The sequence below is a fragment of the Acinetobacter sp. 1130196 genome (assembly GCF_000588095.1).
Classification (GTDB): Bacteria; Pseudomonadota; Gammaproteobacteria; order Pseudomonadales; family Moraxellaceae; genus Acinetobacter; species Acinetobacter nosocomialis.
The window spans coordinates 56,942-77,434 of sequence record NZ_JFWX01000001.1; the positions used below are offsets into that span (position 1 = coordinate 56,942).

The window sequence follows — 20,493 nt, forward strand, 5'->3', positions numbered from 1 at the left end:
CGCCTTTTATTGCAGTATTTTTAAAATTATTTTGCTTGTGGTGCTACTGGAGCTGGAGCATTCATTGGAGGTTGAGGACGCTTTGGCTCGAAACGAAGATTACAAGTCCCTTCAAGTGTTCTATCTCCAACTTGGACATTTACAGCTTGACCATTTGCCTTGCCTTCACATGCTTTTTGAATCTGTTCAAAACGAGCTTGACGTTCTGCGCGGTGCTGTTCCCACGCTGCTTTTTGCTCAGGTGTAAATTCACGATGTTTCATGCGGTGATGACCATCACGTGGACCATCTTTCATCATATGATGGTCTGAATTAGGCGTTTGAGGGTTTGATTGACAAGCTGCCAAACTGCCCATAGTTACAATTGCTGCACTGAATAATGCGATTTTAGCCGTCATTTTCATATTTAAAGCCCTTTAATGTTTGTTTTAAGATGACTTAAAGATTAGATAATAAAGATGAAGAAACAATGGAGAGTTTTTCTTTTCGTTGTTGGTTACAATGCAAAATATAGGATAAAAATGAGAGAGTGCTTTTGAACGTTCTACGTGTTCCCATTGCATTGCGGCTATTTTTAACGGTCTTGCTTACCACGCTGTTAATTGCAACCGCAAGTTTGAGTGTTCTGCACTGGACCATGCAAAAGAACTTTGCCAAATATGTGGCCGATGTTGAAATGCAAAAGCTAGATCGGCTCATGACCAATCTTGGAAATGTTTATAACGTTTATCATGATTGGGGAAACGCGATTCAAGCCCAAATCTTACAAATTGAAGGAACAGCCGCTCCAGATGATTACGATCGTCTTTCACAGTGGTGGTTAAGACGCCAATATGACATTGCCATTCAGCAGCATTCTTTCGATGAACACACTCTCATTAATGTTTCTCCAGATGGTGCATCTCCAAATAAAAATTCTATTTTTAGCGATGAAGAGTTACGCACACTAGAAAAAAACTTACCTTCTGAATATCAACCATTTGAAGGTTTAAAATTCCCGTTAAGTGCTAACCAGTTTCGTCCACGTGATGACAATAAAAACAAGTCAAAAAGAGGAAGTCTCAAAGATATTGAGACACAAAATGGTAAGAAGCGCTTTATTGCTTTACCAGACCGTTTAGGCTTAAGTTCTCGTTTATCCTTATATGATGCCAAACATCAGTTTGTAGTGGGTGAACCGCCATCTTCAGATCAAATGTCGTACCGTCCTATCATCGTCAACAATGAGGTGGTAGGGTACTTAGGACTAAAACCAGTCCTAGATAAAGAAGATGCTTTAAGTATTAATTTCTTTAGTAATCAAAAGCGTTATTTACTTTTAATTTATGCCTTAACATTGCTGTCGAGTTTAGTTGCAGCACTTTTAATGGCAACTTATTTTAAAAAGCCAATTCAGCGTTTATTAAATGCAACAAATGAATTAACTAAAGGTAATTATCAGCATCAAGTTGTGATTAAACGAAATGATGAACTAGGTGACTTATCAACTCAACTAAATCATTTAGCCGAGATTTTACATCAACATGAAGAATCACGACGTCAATGGGTTGCAGATACATCTCATGAGTTAAAAACACCATTAGCTGTATTGCAAGCGCAAATCGAGGCAATGCAAGATGGCATTCGAAAGGCGACTCCTGAACATCTCGATGCCATGATGCGACAAGTTTCAAGTTTAAAGAAACTCACTCAAGATCTTGCAGACTTGGCACAGGCCGATGCCCAGCAACTTAAATGCTATTTAAGTTCGGTCAACCCTTGGGATGTTGTACTGCAAGAAGTCGAAAATTTCAGACCTAAACTCGAACAGGCAGAGCTGGAAATTGAGGTGGAAGGTGAGGGCGTTCCATTATTATTAGACCGTGATCGCTTTAAACAAATTATTGTTAATTTAATTAGTAATAGTATTCGTTATACCGAAACAGGTGGAAAGATTCATATTCATACAAGTCAAACGTCTCAGGAGTGGACTTTATATGTCGATGACAGTCCGTTTGGTTTAAGTGATGAGCAATTATCACGTTTAGGTGAACGTTTTTATCGTGTAGATGATTCGCGCACGCGTAGTACAGGTGGAACAGGACTAGGCTTAGCTTTATCTTGTAAAATTGCGCAAGCGCTTGGTGGTACACTAAGTTTTGAACACTCACCATTAGGTGGTTTACGTTGTGTACTTACCTTTAAAAAGCAGAGTTAAATAAAAGGAAAAATGGCCCATGAAACATGTAATGTTGGTTGAAGATGAAGTCGAGTTAGCGCATCTGGTGCGTGATTATCTTGAGGCTGCTGGTTTCGAAGTAAGCATGTTTCATGATGGTCAAGATGCTTATACGAGCTTTCAACAACGTAAACCTAATTTAATGATTCTGGACTTAATGGTTCCAAGAATGGATGGTTTAACGATTTGCCGTAAGGTACGTGAACAGTCAGACTTACCAATTATTATGGTAACTGCACGTACTGAAGAAATTGACCGTGTTTTAGGGCTAAATATGGGAGCAGATGATTATGTGTGCAAACCTTTTAGTCCAAAAGAGTTAGTTGCCCGTGTACAAGCAGTTTTACGCCGTTTGGAACGTAAGGCTGAGCCAGAACAAAATGATTCGTTCCGCATCGATAAAGCCCAACAAAGAATTTGGTATCAACAAAAATCTTTAAGTTTAACGCCGACAGAATTTCGCCTACTTGAGCTATTTTTAGAACATGTGGGGCAAGTTTATTCACGTGCACAATTATTAGACCATATTAATCCGGATAGCTTTGATGTTGCTGACCGAGTTATTGATAGCCATATTAAAAACTTGCGTCGAAAAATCACGGAAGTGGCGGAAACTGGTAACCGTCATGAGTGGATTCAAGCTGTTTACGGTGTAGGGTATCGCTTCGAATATCCTGAAGAATAATTGCTTAGAAAAGTTATTCTGTGGATAACCACAATGTTATCCACAGAAAATGTGGATAAAAAATTAAGACGAACAGCTCACTGCTACATCAGGTACATCGCTTGGCAATGGCCCTAAGTCTTCAGGTTTTTCCAAATCTGGTTGTCTTGTATAAGGATGATTGAGTAACTTAAACAAACGGTCTACTTCACTAAAATCATCTCGCTCCGCTGCTTCAATCGCTCGCTGTGCCATATGATTACGTAAAATATAAATCGGATTTGCTTCTTGCATGTTCGCATCAAGTTCATCGTTATCTTGATGTTCACGAATATTTTCGTATTGCGTAAGGAAAGCATCAAATTGTCGAATATCAAGGCAATCATCACGTAAAACCTTATATTCTTTATTTTGAAGGCGAATAAAGCTTTGAGTGTAATCAAGCTGCTCTGTTTGCAAAATACGTAAAAAGCTTAAGCCGCATTCAGTACTGTCTTTATGAAAATGAGGAAGCCCCATTTTTTTGCATAACCCAGTGGTGTAATGCTCAATAAAAGTGGGTTCAAATTCTTCTAGACAAGCGGCCAACGCTTCTTTGAATTGCTCCTTTTGCTCAGGCTCAGCAAGTGGAATGAGATTATTTAACCAAGTCCATAAATTCCAGTGCGCAATACTCGGCTGGTTTTGATAGGTATAACGCCCTTGGTAATCAGAATGGTTGTTAATCCAGTTTGGACGGAAACGTTCCATAAAACCGTATGGGCCAAAATCGAGTGTAGAGCCCGTAATATTCAAGTTATCGGTATTCATCACACCGTGAGCAAAACCGACCAGCTGCCATTTAGCAATCATAATGGCTGTATTTCTAATCACAGCTTTAGCAAAAGCTAAAATAGGCTGTTCTTCTTGTTGGCATTCTGGATAGTGCCATTCAATGCATTTTTGAGTGAACTCGGCCAATAACTCAGGCGCATATTGATTGATCCATTCAAAATGCCCTAAACGAATATGGCATTCAGATGTTCTAAGCAGCATCGCGCCCGGTTCTAGTTTTTCACGTTGTACACCTTGGGTAGAGCTTGTAAAACCAACTGCATGACTCGAGGCGACTCCTAGAGCATTTAAGGCATGACCTGCTAAATATTCGCGAATAACTGAACGTAAAACTGCTCGGCCATCTCCCATGCGTGAATAAGGGGTAGGGCCTGCACCCTTCAAATGCAAATCGATGGTTTGACCTTTTTTATTCAGAATTTGTCCAATGAGTAAACCGCGTCCGTCGCCTAGCTGACCTGCCCATTGTCCAAATTGATGGCCTGCATAAACCATTGCTAAAGGTGGAAACTCTGAGAAAGTCCGCTGACCACTGCAAATTTCTACCCATGCCTCTTTTTCTTCATCCGTCCATTGTAGCTCTTCGGCTAAAGCTAAATTGAAGTGACCAGCTTTCGCACCACGCAGAGGAGAAGGCTGTTGTATATGAAAAAGCTTTGGATTGAGTGATGAATAAAGTGGATTGAATTGCATAGGCTGGACTAAATATTTGAGGCGAACTTCACTATACCATAGTTAAAAACGAGCCAAAAAAATAGCGCCTGCAAAGCATGGCTTTACAGGCGCTATTTCGAACTAGACTCGTATTAGTCTGGTACGACGTTTGTGTTCTTTTTTATGTTGCGCATTAAAGTTTCTAAACACTCACGGTGGTGACTCAAACGATGTTCAAGCAATTGGAAATCAACTTTTAACTTATGATCCATTTTATGAATCTTTTCAGCCATTGCTGCTTTCTTTGCTTGTAACTCTTGTTCTTTGAGTTTCGCCCAGTCATTTAAAGTATGCGTAAATGCTTCATATTCTTGAGCAATACGTTGCTTCATTTGACTAATGTCGGCATTTACATCGTGACCATAAATCGCAAGATCCTGTTCAGCATATTTAAACTTCATTGCCAATTCTGCTTTTTTAATATTAAAGCTTGGAATACGACGTAGGTTTTTTGCTAAACCAATCTTAGAACATGTCCAAATTAGCCATTTAGTTGGGTCATATTGCCACCATTTCACACCATTACGATAATCGTATTGGAAAATATGGTGATAGTTGTGATAACCCTCGCCCCATGTTGCAATCGCTAACCAGAAGTTATCGCGTGCTGAGTTTTCATCGGTATAAGGACGTTTACCAAACATATGGCAAAGAGAGTTAATGAAGAAAGTTACTTGATGGCTAATGATTAAACGTACTAAACCACCGAGAAGAACAACTCCCCATAAATCGCCAGTTGCCCAGCCGACTAAACCTAAAATACCAACGTGAACTGCTACGACAAGTAAAGCATAGTATTTATGCTGGAACATCACCAGTTTGTCATTGAGTAAATCAGGCGCATTTTTAAAGTCTGGCTCAGATGGAGAATGATCGCGAATCATCCAACCCATATGGGCATACCAGAATCCACGTTCAATTGAATATGGATCTTCATCCACATCGTCAACATGGCGATGATGGGTACGGTGACCAGATGCCCAAAACAGAATACTGTTTTGTACAGCAAATGTGCCGCCAATCATTAAAAGAATTTTAAGAGGTAACGACGCTTCATAAGCACGATGTGCCCAAAGACGGTGATAACCAGCAGTAATCCCCATGCTACTTAAAGCTAAAAGAAAAAATAAGCTTACCCATGCGCTTACACTAAAATCATAATAATACGCGTAAATCGGGATTATGATTGCAGCAAGAATTGGTAAACCAATTAAGGTAATGCTAGCGGTCCAGTTAATTGGGGCCTTGAGTGGGGCGGAAGTCATATCCGGCAGCGCTCCTAGAAACCTTGTCATACAAGGTAAAAAGACAAAACGACATAGCAAAACCAATCATCAAGATTTATTGCTATTTTGCACACCATATTAGCACGTGCATAGTGAGAATCACTAACATTATTGTACAGATGTATCGAAAGAACCGTAACAGAATTAAACCATGCTTGGCAACATTTCAGATAGGAGAAGTTGGGTAATGAAAATACAGCGATTGAGAAAAAAGAATAGCATTGATATTGCAGGAAAATTGCCATTGAAATGTCTTTTCATCGCAATCAGCCTTGTATTGGCAGCATGTCAAAGCGCGCCGCAACAAAATGTTCAAAAAGGCCATGTAAAACCCATACACCATGCACAAACTCCGGTAGTTAAAAAGAAAGTGAGCCCGGAAGGTGTTCAAGATATTGATTGGCAAATCACTCAGATTAATGGTCATAAGGCAAAATTCTTTAACCAATGGCCGACTCTTTCACTGAACTCAGCAGTCAAAACTGTAACCGGCCATACCGGATGTAACCGTATTTTTGGACGATACACTTTTGATTTCAACCAAAAGAAACTTGATATGGAAGTTAATGCGGGACATTCAAGTTGTGATGGTGCTTTGGCTCAAGAAGCAGAACTAGTTGATTCCTTACAACGTATTCAACGCTTCCAGTTAGCAGGTAATACCCTATATTTACTTGATCAGAATGGACAACGCCTGATTCAGGCCGAGAAAAAATAAAAGGTGGTTAATACCACCTTTTTTCATTTAAAGCGTTTCGAGCATTGTTGTAGGAATATCTGTAATTAAGCCCTGAATATCTAAATCGCGGAGCCTTTTCGCTCTTTCTACATCATTTACTGTCCAGACACTAATGTTTAAACCTGCTTGGTGAGACAATTGAATCATTTCATCTGTAGCAAGCTGGTCATACCAACCAATATGACAGCAACCAAATTGATGAGCGAGTTCAATCGCTGTAGCTCCAACCGGAAGTTCAACTAACAAACCGCGTTTAAATTGAGAGTTGATATCACGTAAGGCAGTTAGAATTTGAAGATCGAAACTTGTAATAGTCACGACTTTTTCATACCCCTGTAATTCAGACTCAAGCTTTTGAACTAACTTTTCTGCAAATGCCATATCTCTGACAGCTTTAACCTCAACTTCAATATGATCAAAGTTATCAAGTAAATTTAAAACGCCTGTAAGAGTAGGGGTTGGCTCTGAATTTGGCCAATTGGGCCAGTTTTGTCGATGATCAAATGATAAAGCTTGAGCCAAAGTAGATTGCTCAACAATTTGGTCGACTCCAGCTGTACGTAAAAAATTATCATCATGAATAACGACCAGTTCTTGGTCCTGAAGCTGGCGAATATCAAATTCGACACCACGAATACCTAAATTTTTTATGTGCTGAAAACCGCCTAATGTATTTTCGGGGGCTTCTCGGCGTGCACCACGATGACCAATAATGCGCATAATTTTCTTCTATTCAGTTATTGTTGGTTATGGTCTCTTCAAAAGCAGAGACCATACTTAAATTAGCCTATTTTTAAATAATCTCATTAATATTTTTTTGCCAAAGGACTTCTTGTCCACCTTCTGCACGTTGTAAAGCACGAGATGCGACAAATAACCAGTCAGATAGGCGGTTTAAAAGTTGGAGTGCTGTGGCTTGAATATTTTGGTCACGAGTCTGTACCGACATAAGTGACCGTTCTGCACGACGGCAAACAGCACGCGCTTGATGAGCGTAACTGCAAGATAAAGAGCCAGATGGCAGAACAAACTCTTTCAGCATAGGCAAATCTTCATTCATACGATCAATTTCTTTTTCCAGAAATTCAATACAAATGGGCTGAAGCAAATTGTAATTGGGAATACAAACTTCGCCGCCTAAGTCAAAAAGCCAATGTTGGATCAAGCTCAGGCTTTTGTCCCATTCTGCTTTATTAGTCACTTGGCTGGCTGTGATTTGTGCACGCAGTACACCAATAATGGCGTTCAATTCATCGACATCACCAAGTGCCGCAATTCGTAAATCATCTTTGGCAACACGAGAGCCATCGCCTAAACCTGTGGTACCTGAATCGCCTGTGCGTGTATAGATTTTGCTTAAACGGTGTCCCATGATGGATATCCTGAACATAAAAAAGGGGATAATGTCGGTCAGAACATTACCCCGAAACTGGAGTTAAGAAAATATTTTTATAATGAGGGTGAAAAATTAATAGCGGAAAGTTACACCAACAGAAGCTTGGCGGCCTGTATTAACATACCAGTCATTTGAAGGATATGTATTTAATACTTCACGATATTGAACATCACCTACGTTTTGAATATTGGTAAATAATTTTACGTTAGGAATAACGTTCCAATAAGCATTTAAGTCTACTGTTGCGTAACCTGGTACTCGTATAGAGTTCGCAGAATCTGCATAAGATTTAGCTCTAGCGATTAACGAAGCACTAATTCCATACACTGCATTTTCTAGCCCTGTGCTTACAGTGAGAGTCTGGCGAGGGCGATAAGCAATTTCTGTATTGTCTTTTTCATTTTCTGTTTTTACGTAAGCATATTCAGTAGATAAGAACAGATCATCTTGATGCCACTTTACTCCAGCTTCGCCACCAGTAAAGTTCGCCTTAGCTATATTTGTATTAGTGCCTGCATTGTAGGCAATAAGATCTTTAATTTTTGTATGATAAACAGAAAAATTAGTACTCACATTGGAAGTAAGATCATAGTTCACACCCATTTCATAAGAAGTACTTTTTTCTGGCGCTAAGTTTTCATTACCCCCCCATTGTGAATATAGTTCATTCAAGGTCGGAGCCCTGAAAGCACTACCGATATTTGCATATACACTAGCATTAGGTAAGAAGTGATAGCGGATAGCACCTTGTCCAACAGTATGAGTACCAAAGCGCTGGTTATCTTCTAAACGAACGCCAACTTGGGTGTCAAAAAGATCATTCTTTAGTTGATGCTGTAAATAATATCCCGTGCTATTTACACTCTTATCTGAGTTAAGAATGGTATTACTTTTATAATTTGCATCGTTATATGTTGCACCAACCAAAATGTTCTGATTTGGAGTAAATTTCCATTTCAGGTTTAGATCGCTTTCATTGTTTTCAGTATTGTAATATGAGTCGTAAGCAGGGACATTTTGTTTATCTTGGACATTTGCATAGTGTGCATTGATGATGATATCAGGCAAAATATTATAAGCAACTTTTGTGTTGATAACTCGATTTTCGAATAGACGCTGTGCTGTGTTGGTTATGTAATCATTACTGAAAATATTAGTGCCTTTATTTTCACTAATTGAAGCAGAAGCATCTATTAAGTTTTCTTGAAAGAAGCCCACTTTAGCGTGATAACCTTTTTGATCATATCCAGCCTTTTCATTTTCTGGTTGGCTTTCAAAAATACGTGTTCCATCACTTTCTAAGCGCTGACCACCTAGTTGTGCATAGAAACCTTGATCACTTACAAGATTGGCATTAACAATAGTCTTATAGGTATTATTTTCACCATAAATACCCGTTAGTTCAGCACCTGTTTTCTCAGGTTTTTTAGAAATTAACTGAACTACACCGCCAATAGCATCACTTCCATACTGAACTGATGCTGGACCTTTTAATATTTCAATTTGTTGAACATCTGTTGTATCTAAAAATGCGGGATATAGTGGACCAAGTTCATTTTGACTATTTAAACGAGCGCCATCTTTAAGAACCAATGTATGAACTGATTTAGTACCACGAAGCGAAATTTCAGAAATCTGACCTAGACCACCGCTTTGTTTTACATAGATGGATGGGTCACGTTGAATAATATCTGAAACGTTTAATAATGGATTCTGCTCAATGGTTTTTTCATCAATCACGGAAATACGAGCCGGAACTTCACTTGCTTTTTCAGCACTTTTAGAAGCAGTTACCACAATTGGATCAAGCTGAGTTGCGTTTGTTGTATCTTCAGCAAAAATAATAGGCGAACACCCCATCGCAATAGCGATAGCACCTACCAGACGAGTAGGTTGAAAAGACTTAGACATAACATGCTCCATACATTCACCCCACGTGAATGATCGGGTAGATAGATGAAACAAGCAGGTCTCCGGACTTCAGCGCCATAATTCATTTATGGACATATTCACCTTCCCACATCACTGCAGTGGTGTAAGTCGATCTCGACTTAAAAAATATGCTTTACATTGTTACCGTTGCGGGGGCAGTGCCGGACTTTCACCAGCTTCCCTAAAGCATCAATTGCTTACACTTGCTTCCATTTGAACGCAGTATAAAGTGCTGAATTGCTTCCTACAATGTCATTTCGAGCAATTCCCGGAGAACTTTTACGCAAGGGACTAAAATTGCATTACAATGACGCTTATTTTAAAAAATGGTTGTAGTTTAGGCAGATCATGAGCCCATCAAACCAAAAGCGTACTCGAGCAAAAATTTGTGGAATTACTCGTAAGCAAGATGTTCAAGCAGTGGTCACAGCTGGAGCAGATGCGATAGGTTTTGTTTTTTTTCCGCCAAGTCCAAGAAACGTAACAGTTGAACAGGCAGAAGAATTGGCAAAACTTATTCCACCTTATGTACAAATGGTTGGTTTGTTTGTTAATGCAAGTGCCACTGAAATTCAGGATGTACTTGATTGTGTTCCCCTAGATGTATTACAACTACATGGCGATGAAACTCCAGAACAATGCCAAGACATCGCTCGCCATTGTAAACGTCGTTGGTATAAAGCAATTCAGGTTAAACCTGATCTGGATGTAGTTGCTGAAATTCAAAAATATCAGGCAGCTGGTGCCAGTGCTGTATTGCTCGATGCATGGCATCCTGAGCTTAAAGGGGGCACAGGACATCAGTTTGACTGGTCTAAATTCCCGAAACTTGATATTCCATTAATTTTGGCAGGTGGTTTAACCCCTGACAATGTCATTGACGCTATTCATACTACCGGTGCTTTTGCAGTAGATGTGAGCGGAGGCGTAGAGTCCGCAAAAGGTATAAAAGACCAACAACTCATTGAAAGATTTATGCAAGGAGTCCAACGTGGATCAGCAAAATAATGTGATTGACTATACCCAATTCCCAGATGCAAATGGGCATTTCGGTATCCATGGCGGACGTTTTGTGTCAGAAACTTTAATGGCGGCATTAGAAGATTTGGAAAATCTCTATTCCCGCATGAAAAATGATGAACAGTTTCTGGCAGAATTCGACCGTGACCTCGCCTACTATGTAGGTCGTCCTAGTCCACTTTATTATGCTGAGCGATGGTCAAAAGAGTTAGGTGGTGCACAAATTTACCTTAAACGTGAAGACTTGAACCATACAGGCTCACATAAGGTAAATAACACGATTGGTCAGGCATTACTTGCAAAGCTTTCTGGTAAAAAACGTATTATTGCCGAGACAGGTGCAGGCCAACATGGCGTGGCAACGGCAACAATTGCAGCACGTTTAGGTCTTGAGTGTGTTGTGTATATGGGGGCTGAAGACGTTAAACGTCAAGCCATGAATGTTTATCGTATGCGCTTGTTGGGTGCTACAGTTGTACCTGTGCAAAGTGGTTCTAAAACGCTGAAAGATGCTATGAACGAAGCAATGCGTGACTGGGTAACTAACGTTGATACGACTTACTATGTCATTGGGACGGTTGCAGGTCCGCATCCTTATCCTCAACTCGTTCGTGATTTCCAGTCGATTATTGGCCGTGAAGCACGTAAACAGATTTTGGAGCAAGCAGGTCGCTTACCAGATGCATTAGTTGCATGTGTAGGTGGTGGTTCAAATGCAATGGGCTTGTTCTATCCGTTCTTAAACGATGCCAATGTGAAAATGTATGGTGTTGAGGCTGCTGGCTTCGGTATTGAAACTGGTAAACACTCCGCGCCTTTAAATGCAGGTCATGTGGGCGTATTGCATGGTAACCGTACTTACCTCATGAGTGATGCACAAGGCCAAATTATCGAGACACATAGTATCTCGGCAGGTTTGGACTATCCGGGTGTGGGTCCTGAACATAGCTTCTTAAAAGATATGAAGCGCGTAGAATACGTGCCAATTAATGATACTGAGGCGCTGCAAGGTTTCCGTGACTTAACCAAAATCGAAGGGATTATTCCTGCGCTTGAAAGCTCACATGCTATGGCATATGTATCTAAGCTTGCACCAACCATGTCTAAAGATCAGATTATTATTGCGACTGTTTCAGGCCGTGGCGATAAAGATTTAATGACAGTTGCACGCATTGATGGCGTAGAAATGGTTGAGATGTAAGAGGAAAAAAATGCCAAGTTTGTTTATGGTAATGTTGGGTGGCCGTCATGCGCGTGCTAATACAGAAGTCCATGACATCGTTATGGCTGTAGGGGATACTTTAGAAGAAGTTTACCCTCAACTTAAACAGGCTTGGTTTGGTGAGGCTCAAGGGTTGCATATCGATGCTTGGGCCAAGCTTTCAGGGGTTAGCTCTCAAGGGCAAAACTATCAAATCCAGTTTACCGATGCAGCCCCATCAGCTTCAGATCTAAAGTTATATTTGATTAATCTGGGTGGATATACACCCCAAGCTTTTGGTGAGTTGCATAGTTATCATTTGGTTGTTGCACCTGATGCGGTAAGTGCAAAACAATTAGGTAAACAGTTTATAGATCAAGAGTGGCATAAACCACACACTGACCGTGTAGTGGATATTGATGATTGTATTCCTATTGACCATATTGCGGGTCGTTATATACAGTTAGTGCAAGGTGAGTTCAATCCAACACGTTGGGAAAATACTTATTTACTTCTTTAACTGTTCTTAAAAAAAGCTTAAAGGCAAAAATAAAATATAAAAAGTTGCTGATCTCATGTATAGCTCGCTCAAATCGCAACTTTTTTGTACCACTATTTACAATTCATCTGCTTAGACTAGAAGCTCAACATAAGCTCTTTGGAGTAATCAAAATGGGTCTTCTAGATGAAGTAGGTAAAATTGCTGGTGCAATTATCGCGGAACAAGGCGTCGATAAATTAGATCCAGATGCAGGTTTTCTAGAAAAAGCAGCTGGTGCTTTTGCTGGCTATGAAGCAGCAAAAATCGCTGAGAAAAAATTGGAAAATCAGGACAGTAACGAGCAAGAATCAGAGCCAGAACAGGCAAGTGACGATGATGCTTAACTTTTAGAAATTGAATTACACTTAAATCGAGAGTTGAATTTGATTTTGTTGATGGAGTGGGTCATAGCTACTGAAATAGACCCTCAAAGAGTTTAAGTTATCGTATATAGATTTAAGTGAATATCAGAAAAAAGAGCATATCAATATGCTCTTTTTTTATGGCTAAATAAAATTCATTTGAAGACCAAAACAGATAAGTAGCCAACTGGTCAGTGATCAGTCTATTATTAGTCAATAGATGAACAGGAAATCAACGGATAATAAATAATGGATTTAATTCAAGAAAATGGACAGCCTCGTTATGGGCGTTTTGAATCTGTACCGTCGACTATTCATGTACAACGTTATATCTATAAAACGCCTTATGGTAAGGTTTTAAAGGGCTGGCGTAAGCAATTAAAGTATAAAAAATTTAAATTCTGTGGCATTCAGCATAAACACTACAGTATTGGTCTAGCCATTGCAGATATTGGTTGGGTTGGACATGGTTTTTTCTATATTTTTGATCATGAAACAGGACAAGTCATTGAGTGGAACGCCATTCAACCTTTAGGTCATAAAACTCATCTTGATGAACAGCCATTATTTAATCAAAGTTATTTTTCTAAATCGCCTTATCAACTAGATATTCAACATGCTAATGGTGTGCGATATATTCGGGTAACTAAATATGGGGAAATTTGCCTGAGTGCCCGTATTTTTTGTGCTGGAACAGATATTTTAAGTTTGTGTACCCCAACAGGTATCAATGGTTGGACATATACCCAAAAGCAGACCACTTTAGCTGTAGAGGGAATGTTCATGAATAAACAGAATCAACTTATACAATTTGATGAAAAGACATTTGCATCGCTTGATGATACTTGTGGATTTTTACGTCCCGAGACAGCATGGTTCTGGCTTTCATGTAATTTTTGGGATGAACAGGGGCGACGTATTGGGTTGAATTTGGCTTCTGGGGTCAATGAAAGTTTTGGTAATGAAAACTGTTTATGGGTAAATGGGGTTTTATTTCCACTCACTGATGTTTTGTTCGAAAAAATAAATGATGAAAAATGGAAAATTAGCTCTTTAGATCAAAAACTTAATCTAGAAGTGCATATTGGTTGGTGCCGATACGAAAATATAAATTTAAGAATGATTGGCAGCCAATTTAACCAGTGGCAAGCTAAAATTACTGGCACTATTGAACACGAGGCAATTGATACGATTACTTGTAATGAGCAATACGGTCTATTAGAACAACATTATGCAAAATGGTAACAAGCAGGTTATAAACCTGCTTGCCAAAATGCCTCACCCGCTGCGATAGGGTCATTTGTTTTTTCTAAAGTCTCAATCCAAACAGGGTACTGACGAATAACTGGATGTTGGCTTGGGTGAAAATCTTTTTTAAACCAGTCCAGATATTGCTTTTTCATAGCCGTTAATGTGCCATTTTTGCCAAAGAACCAAGGTAAACCTTTGAGTGTCATCGATAACCTTTCTTTAGGGCTAAACCCATCACATTTCAACATGATGTTGGTTCTATAGAGGGTAAAACCAAACATGAGTACAGTTGTTAAAACAAGTACAAAGCGACGGGTTGACTCTGGAACTTCACCCACCTGTCTCATGACATCAAATGCCACATCACGATGCTCCATTTCTTCGATAGCATGCCATGCAAATAATGCGCGAACGTAAGGATGAGCATTTTCCAAGGTTTTTTTATTGCTATAAAAGGTTTCTGCCATTAATGCTGTTAAATGTTCAGCCGCGGCTGTCATTGCAATATTGTATTGTGGTGAACGTTTGGTGAGCTCAAAACGGAAAATTTTTTTAAGTGTGCTTGTGAACTCATCCACAGGCATACCTTGTTCTTTCATGAGCTGATTCATTTTGTCATGGGCAATACCATGTTGAGCTTCTTGTTTAATAAAATCTGCAACTCGCTTTTGTAGTTCCGGGTCATCAATTTTGTCACGGAACATTCGCACACATTCAATGAAGTAACGCTCTCCGTCGGGAAAGGTTAAGCTGAGTGCATCAAACATGCGAGTCAAAAAAGGATCGTTATTAAACCAAAAGCGTGGTGCTTCGTTTAAATGAAAATCTAGATCTTTGCGAACCACTGGCTCGACCTGATAAGAAACATGTGCGTTCATCTTTGTATTTCTCGCAACTAAGCTTTTCATTAGTATGTCGTGAATGGTCGGCTTTGTTTTGACAGTTATCGCCAATTTTTATACAGTTTGCGACAAGATGGCAGTAAAAAAAGGAAACGCCATGCAAGAGTTTACGATCTCAAATGGATACTTTTATCTTTGGAATACGTATTTAAAAGAAAAGGGAATAGCATGGCAGTCACTCAATTTAAATGACACTCAAACTCGGCAAATACAAAATATTTTATCTGCCTCTATTGATGCTCAGTCCTCCTTACATCTTTTTACTGAGCTTTTAGAACTAACCGAATCTCGATTACAAGTGTCCAATTTGGCTTTAGAAATGGCAGCCTGTATTACACCTGCCAATTTTGGCGTGCTGGGTTATATGGCCTCCAGAAGTGATACCTTAGGTCAAGTGGTTAAATATATTGCTAAATTTCATCGCCTAGTAATAGATGGGGAGCAAGTTGTACCCATACAAATCGAGCAAGATGCTTCCAAAATTCGCTTGTATTGGCCTTTGGTTGATGACAGTAATATAGTACTTAGTGAGTTAACCTTAGCCGCAATGGTACAGCTTGCTAAAGAGATTGCTCCCTTACATGATTTTCTTTTACAGCATGTCGAATTTGTACACCGACCTCGGGGGCCATTGGTTCTTTATCAACGCTTCTTTCAGTGCAAATTGTCATTTGACCGACCGTACTATGCATTAACTTTTGCAAGTGAAAGTTTAAATGTTCGTCCCCAGCATGCAGACCCGACTTTAGTACAGCTTTTAGTAAAACAAGCTGAAGAAGCTTTGGTTCAACGGAAAATACATACCGATTTAGTTCAGCAAATACATTGGATCGTACAAGAATATTTAAAGCATAAGCAGCAGGCTCCAAAAATAGAAGATATTGCCATCGAACTTAATGTTTCAGTACGAAGCTTGCAGCGTCAACTACAGGCATTAAACACTTCATTTAAATTAATTTTAGATACTGAGCGTATGAAGCGCTGCGAGATATTGTTAAGTCAAAATGAAAGTCTTACTGCGATTGCTGACCAGTTGGGTTATTCCGATCAGTCTGCACTTGCGAGGGCACATAAAAATTTAACAGGGCAAACATTATTAACTCGTAAAAAGCAATTGCAACTCACCCATAAAAATACAGAGAAATAGATTTTTTGATGATTTTTTATTCACATTGCAAACGAATAATGGCTTAAAAATAGGAAGCTTTGATCATTGAGAAAAGTTTCAAAATATTGATAAATGTACGCCATGGGTTGTATGAATCATACAATCGAATATCGCCATAACGTTAGGCCTGTTCAATGAGCAAAAAATAGCGTTAAAATGCGGTGTTCTTGTATTTCTACAAACAACTCCTCAATTTTAAATAATTCAAGGAAAGCACAACCCTATGTCACGTCTTGCCACCCGTTTTGAAAAGCTGCAGTCCCAACAACGTAAAGCGCTTGTATCTTATGTCATGGCGGGGGATCCACAGCCACAAGTAACAGTTCCGTTACTTCATAAAATGGTTGCGGCAGGAGTAGACGTTCTTGAGCTTGGTTTACCATTTTCAGACCCGATGGCTGATGGTCCGGTTATTGCGCTTGCTGCGGAACGCGCGCTTGCGGCAGGGACGAACACCTTAGATGCATTGAACATGGTAAAAGAGTTTCGTGAACAGGATCAAGAAACACCTGTTGTTTTGATGGGTTATCTCAATCCTGTTGAAGTGATTGGTTATGAGAAGTTTGTTTCTTATGCGAAACAATGTGGTGTAGATGGCTTATTACTTGTGGATTTACCACCAGAAGAGTCAAAAGAATTTGGTGCGATCTTAAAACAGCATGATATGGACCAAATTTTCTTACTTGCACCAACTTCAACTGATCAACGTATTCAACACGTAGCAAATCAGGCAAGCGGTTTTATCTACTATGTTTCACTTAAGGGTGTAACAGGTGCGGCGACTTTAGATACTTCTGAAGCGGCTGCGCGTATTGAAAAAATCAAAAGTATAACTAACGTTCCTGTTGGCGTTGGTTTCGGAATTAGTGATGCTGCATCAGCGAAAGCGATGGGTAGCGTTGCAGATGCCGTGATTGTAGGTAGTGCTTTCGTTAAATCTTTTGCAACGTTAACAGCTGATGAAGCTGTTGAACAGACGGTGAATAAAGTCAAGGAGCTTCGAGCAGCGCTCGATGAGTTAGTATGAATCAAGAAGTGAAATCAGGGAAAGTTCTTAGCCCTTCGACGCCATGGACACAGCGTCCAGTTCCAGGTATTGAAGTTGCAGATGAGCAACAGACTCTCAAAGCAACATTTACTGAGCCGACTATTGAGTGCCCTGAATGTCATGCTTTAGTGACACGTACAGCTATATCTTTCAATGCGTATGTATGTCCACAGTGTGACGAACACTTAAAAATGAAAGCTCGCGATCGCTTAAACTGGTTCTTCGACAATGTTGTAGCTGAATTAGGTCAAGAATTTAGCGCGAAAGATCCTTTAAAGTTTGTCGATAGCAAACCGTATCCGGAACGTATGCGTGAAGCGCAAACTAAAACTGGTGAAACGGAAGCCCTCATTGCTATGCAAGGAAACTTAAATGGCGTAGACATGATTGCATGTGCTTTTGAGTTCGACTTTATGGGTGGCTCAATGGGTACTGTAGTAGGTGACCGTTTTGTTAAGGCGGCTGAGCTTGCAATTGAAAAACGCCAACCTTTAATCTGCTTTGCAGCTTCTGGTGGTGCACGCATGCAAGAAGGTATGTTGTCACTTATGCAAATGGCGCGTACTTCTGCTGCAATTCAAAAATTAAAAGATGCAGGTTTACCTTATATCGTAGTGTTAACACACCCAGTTTATGGTGGTGTAACTGCTTCTTTAGCAATGTTGGGCGATATCCATATTGCAGAACCTAAAGCAATGATCGGCTTTGCTGGTAAACGTGTAATTGAGCAAACTGTACGTGAAACATTGGAAGAACCGTTCCAACGTGCTGAATATTTGCTTGATCATGGTGTAATCGATCAGATTGTTCATCGTCATGCTTTACGTGATACTGTATCTCGACTTGTATCGAAATTGATGAACTTACCTTGAAACAACAAGCTCCACTTTCAACAGACTCTTTAGATACATGGCTCAATTATTGGAGCCATGTTCACGTTACAGGGATCGATCTTGGTCTGGAACGTGTTATTCCCGTAGCAGAAAAATTAGGAGTGACAAAACCCACTGCTAAAGTTTTCACTGTTGCCGGAACAAACGGGAAAGGTTCAACTACAACAACACTTGCGTCTATATTAAAAGCACAAGGTTATAAAGTTGGGTTGTATCAATCGCCGCATATCTATCGTTTTAACGAACGAGTCAAATTAGGTGGAGTCGAGGTTGATGATCAAAGCCTGATTGATGCTTTTGTACAAGTTGATCAGGCTCGTCGCGATTGCGATTTAAGCTTATCGTTTTTTGAAGCAACCACTTTGGCTGCTTTTGTCATTTTTAAACAGCAACAATGCGATGTATGGGTGCTTGAAGTCGGTTTAGGCGGACGTCTGGATGTCGTCAATGTCATTGACCCTAATATTGCTGTGATCACCAATATTGGTCTTGACCACACTGACTGGTTAGGCGATACCATCGAGAAAATTGCTTTTGAAAAAGCAGGTATCATTCGCCCTGATATTCCAGTCATTTTTGCAGGTGAGCAAGTTTTACCTCAAGCCATTCAAGATAAAGCCAATAGTTCAAAAGCGACACTATATGCGATTAACAGAGACTATTTCTATAAACTCGCAAATGATGGAAAACACTGGTATTTTGCAAGTGAAGGAACTACTTTAAAACTGCCACTAGGGTCACTTGCAATTGAAAATATTGCAGGAGCGGTTGCTGCTGTCTTAAATAGCGGACTTGAAATCTCCCAATCTGCGCTAGAGAAAGGCATTGAAAATGCTCGCTTGGCAGGACGCTTTGAAGTGCGTCAAGTCAATGGAAAAACCATAATTTTCGATGCTGGACACAATCCACATGGTGTTGAATTTTTGTTAAAGCAATTGCGAAATTTCTTAGAATACAATAAACAGTACACAGAAGTTGTCGCAGTATTTTCAATGCTGGCAGATAAAGATATAAAATCAGTAGTCGATTTATTGAAACCTACTGTTTTACATTGGAAAATTGCTGAGTTGAATGTGCCGCGTGCTGCACCGATTCAGCAATTGAATGAAGCCCTACAAGGCCAGACAATACAACAATTTGGCAATATCAAAGAGGCTTTTAAATCAGCGCTTGAGCAGACAAATAACAATCAGCTGATTTTAGCCTGTGGTTCGTTTCATACTTTAGAAGCGATTTGGGAGTATTTGGAAGAATGTCAATGAATAACAAACAACGCTGGATGGGTGGCGTTGTTTTATTAGGTGGTGGTGTTTTATTGGCAGCATTACTTCTAAAAGGAAATGAAGAAATAAAACATGTGGGCGCTGAACCACAAACCTCTACATCACCGAAGCCACAAGCTAAGCCAAAGCCATCAGCACAAGAAGGGCAGATGGTACAGCTACAGCCGCTTGCAGTAGATGTGGAAACAGAGAAACGTCTTCTGGAAGAACAACGCCGTTCCCGTGAAAAAGCTGTCGCGGAACAAGAAGCTCGTGCTGCTCAGTTCTTGGCAATGCAACAACAAGCAGAAGCAGATGCAGCGCGTAAAGCCGCTGCAGAATATGCTGCGATTAATGCACGCCGTGCTGCTGCGCAGGAAAGTTCAGATAATATCCCTCCTGAAGTTGCAGGTGGTGAAGGTAAGACAAAAGGACAGCAGACTGATACAAAAAAGCCAGTAGATACAGCTAAAGCAGATGCAGATAAAAAAGCTGCTGAAGCGAAGAAGCAAGCAGAAGCCGACAAAAAAGCCGCTGAGGCAAAGCGTCAGGCCGAAGCTGATAAAAAAGCAGCAGAAGCTAAGAAACAAGCCGAGGCAGAAAAGAAAGCTGCTGAAGCTAAAAAGCATAAGGCTGAAGCAGAGAAAAAGGCTGAAGAAGCTAAACATCAAGCTGAGGCAGAAAAGAAAGCTGAAGCTAAGAAACATGCTGAAGCAGAAAAGAAAACAGCAGAAGCTAAACATAAAGCTGAAGCAGAGAAAAAAGCTGAAGCTGAGAAAGCGCGTGAATTGCTTGAAAATGGCGATAAGAAATGGATGGTGCAGGTTGCATTGGCTGCTAATCAGGCAAATGCAGATGCTGTTGTTTCTAAACTACGCGCTAAAGGTTATAAGGTCACGACAAGCCCAACCAGTAAAGGTATTCGTATTATGGTTGGACCAGCAAAAGACCGTGATACTGCAGATGCAGCTCGTAAGAAAATTACCTCTGACTCCAGTTTAAACATGAAGTCAGCTTGGGTGATTGATTGGGTGCCATTAGATCAGCGCTAATCTGATCATA

20 protein-coding genes and 1 riboswitch are annotated in these 20,493 nt (G+C 40.0%); of the genes, 13 read left to right on the plus strand and 7 right to left on the minus strand.

All coding sequences use genetic code 11. The features are described from left to right. Nucleotides 1-26: 26 nt before the first annotated feature. Nucleotides 27-404, minus strand: coding sequence for a hypothetical protein (locus J671_RS05750; RefSeq protein ID WP_004711976.1), 378 nt, complete (start codon nucleotides 402-404; stop codon nucleotides 27-29). A 131-nt stretch (nucleotides 405-535) separates the two neighbouring features. On the opposite strand from J671_RS05750, the gene baeS reads away from it, so the two are divergent. Beyond that, entirely contained in the window at nucleotides 536-2,197 is a 1,662-nt protein-coding gene (gene baeS / locus J671_RS05755; protein ID WP_031944210.1) for a sensor histidine kinase efflux regulator BaeS, read from the plus strand. A 19-nt stretch (nucleotides 2,198-2,216) separates the two neighbouring features. Further along, nucleotides 2,217-2,903, plus strand: coding sequence for a response regulator (locus J671_RS05760; RefSeq protein ID WP_002051374.1), 687 nt, complete (start codon nucleotides 2,217-2,219; stop codon nucleotides 2,901-2,903). A gap of 63 nt (nucleotides 2,904-2,966) precedes the next feature. Here the strand turns inward: J671_RS05760 and J671_RS05765 are convergent, their stop codons facing one another. Together J671_RS05765 and J671_RS05770 are read right to left on the minus strand one after the other, a co-directional pair. Further along, a complete protein-coding gene (locus tag J671_RS05765; protein WP_031981614.1) occupies nucleotides 2,967-4,409 on the minus strand; it encodes a protein adenylyltransferase SelO in 1,443 nt (480 codons plus the stop codon). Nucleotides 4,410-4,522: 113 nt separating this feature from the next. Next, nucleotides 4,523-5,695 (minus strand): acyl-CoA desaturase, encoded by a 1,173-nt coding sequence (locus J671_RS05770; RefSeq protein ID WP_002051241.1) that lies wholly within the window; start codon nucleotides 5,693-5,695, stop codon nucleotides 4,523-4,525. Between the two features lie 208 nt (nucleotides 5,696-5,903). Here J671_RS05770 and J671_RS05775 point away from each other — a divergent pair, with 208 nt between their 5' ends. Continuing rightward, nucleotides 5,904-6,434 carry an META domain-containing protein gene (locus J671_RS05775; protein WP_031981615.1) on the plus strand — a complete coding sequence of 177 codons (531 nt, stop codon included), beginning with the start codon at nucleotides 5,904-5,906 and terminating at the stop codon, nucleotides 6,432-6,434. A 27-nt stretch (nucleotides 6,435-6,461) separates the two neighbouring features. On the opposite strand, the gene J671_RS05780 is transcribed toward J671_RS05775, so the two are convergent. The 3 genes from J671_RS05780 to J671_RS05790 all read right to left on the minus strand — a co-directional run bounded on the left by J671_RS05780 (nucleotide 6,462) and on the right by J671_RS05790 (nucleotide 9,774). Further along, nucleotides 6,462-7,175, minus strand: coding sequence for a glycerophosphodiester phosphodiesterase (locus tag J671_RS05780; protein ID WP_002051567.1), 714 nt, complete (start codon nucleotides 7,173-7,175; stop codon nucleotides 6,462-6,464). A 73-nt stretch (nucleotides 7,176-7,248) separates the two neighbouring features. Beyond that, nucleotides 7,249-7,827, minus strand: a complete 579-nt coding sequence (locus tag J671_RS05785; RefSeq protein WP_031981617.1) for a cob(I)yrinic acid a,c-diamide adenosyltransferase — start codon at nucleotides 7,825-7,827, stop codon at nucleotides 7,249-7,251. 96 nt (nucleotides 7,828-7,923) lie between these two features. Beyond that, nucleotides 7,924-9,774: a TonB-dependent receptor plug domain-containing protein gene (locus J671_RS05790; protein WP_081404818.1), complete on the minus strand. Its 1,851-nt coding sequence runs from the start codon at nucleotides 9,772-9,774 to the stop codon at nucleotides 7,924-7,926. Nucleotides 9,775-9,797: 23 nt separating this feature from the next. Then, nucleotides 9,798-10,005: riboswitch (cobalamin riboswitch) on the minus strand. Between the two features lie 126 nt (nucleotides 10,006-10,131). On the opposite strand from J671_RS05790, the gene J671_RS05795 reads away from it, so the two are divergent. The 5 genes from J671_RS05795 to J671_RS05815 all read left to right on the plus strand — a co-directional run bounded on the left by J671_RS05795 (nucleotide 10,132) and on the right by J671_RS05815 (nucleotide 14,152). Beyond that, on the plus strand, nucleotides 10,132-10,791 hold the full coding sequence (locus J671_RS05795) for a phosphoribosylanthranilate isomerase (protein WP_004711989.1): 660 nt from the start codon (nucleotides 10,132-10,134) through the stop codon (nucleotides 10,789-10,791). Further along, nucleotides 10,775-12,004, plus strand: coding sequence for a tryptophan synthase subunit beta (gene trpB, locus J671_RS05800; protein WP_004711992.1), 1,230 nt, complete (start codon nucleotides 10,775-10,777; stop codon nucleotides 12,002-12,004). The genes J671_RS05795 and trpB overlap by 17 nt, the downstream gene beginning before the upstream one ends. Before the next feature lie 10 nt (nucleotides 12,005-12,014). Continuing rightward, on the plus strand, nucleotides 12,015-12,524 hold the full coding sequence (locus tag J671_RS05805) for a DUF1543 domain-containing protein (protein ID WP_002051570.1): 510 nt from the start codon (nucleotides 12,015-12,017) through the stop codon (nucleotides 12,522-12,524). 152 nt (nucleotides 12,525-12,676) lie between these two features. Further along, nucleotides 12,677-12,889 carry a hypothetical protein gene (locus J671_RS05810; RefSeq protein ID WP_002051387.1) on the plus strand — a complete coding sequence of 71 codons (213 nt, stop codon included), beginning with the start codon at nucleotides 12,677-12,679 and terminating at the stop codon, nucleotides 12,887-12,889. 267 nt (nucleotides 12,890-13,156) lie between these two features. Then, a complete protein-coding gene (locus J671_RS05815; protein WP_031955789.1) occupies nucleotides 13,157-14,152 on the plus strand; it encodes a DUF2804 domain-containing protein in 996 nt (331 codons plus the stop codon). An 8-nt stretch (nucleotides 14,153-14,160) separates the two neighbouring features. Here J671_RS05815 and J671_RS0104180 read toward each other — a convergent pair whose 3' ends face one another. After that, nucleotides 14,161-15,036 carry a metal-dependent hydrolase gene (locus J671_RS0104180; RefSeq protein WP_017394142.1) on the minus strand — a complete coding sequence of 292 codons (876 nt, stop codon included), beginning with the start codon at nucleotides 15,034-15,036 and terminating at the stop codon, nucleotides 14,161-14,163. 121 nt (nucleotides 15,037-15,157) lie between these two features. On the opposite strand from J671_RS0104180, the gene J671_RS05820 reads away from it, so the two are divergent. From J671_RS05820 to J671_RS05840, 5 genes are all read left to right on the plus strand, one after another. Beyond that, nucleotides 15,158-16,207, plus strand: coding sequence for an AraC family transcriptional regulator (locus tag J671_RS05820; RefSeq protein ID WP_031981621.1), 1,050 nt, complete (start codon nucleotides 15,158-15,160; stop codon nucleotides 16,205-16,207). A 244-nt stretch (nucleotides 16,208-16,451) separates the two neighbouring features. After that, on the plus strand, nucleotides 16,452-17,255 hold the full coding sequence (gene trpA, locus J671_RS05825) for a tryptophan synthase subunit alpha (RefSeq protein ID WP_002051145.1): 804 nt from the start codon (nucleotides 16,452-16,454) through the stop codon (nucleotides 17,253-17,255). Next, on the plus strand, nucleotides 17,252-18,148 hold the full coding sequence (accD, locus tag J671_RS05830) for an acetyl-CoA carboxylase, carboxyltransferase subunit beta (protein ID WP_002051365.1): 897 nt from the start codon (nucleotides 17,252-17,254) through the stop codon (nucleotides 18,146-18,148). The genes trpA and accD overlap by 4 nt, the downstream gene beginning before the upstream one ends. Then, nucleotides 18,145-19,431, plus strand: coding sequence for a bifunctional tetrahydrofolate synthase/dihydrofolate synthase (folC, locus tag J671_RS05835; protein ID WP_031981623.1), 1,287 nt, complete (start codon nucleotides 18,145-18,147; stop codon nucleotides 19,429-19,431). Before accD ends, folC begins: the two co-directional genes overlap by 4 nt. Further along, complete coding sequence (locus tag J671_RS05840) at nucleotides 19,422-20,483, plus strand: SPOR domain-containing protein (RefSeq protein ID WP_004712006.1); 1,062 nt, start codon at nucleotides 19,422-19,424, stop codon at nucleotides 20,481-20,483. The genes folC and J671_RS05840 overlap by 10 nt, the downstream gene beginning before the upstream one ends. Nucleotides 20,484-20,493 lie beyond the last annotated feature (10 nt).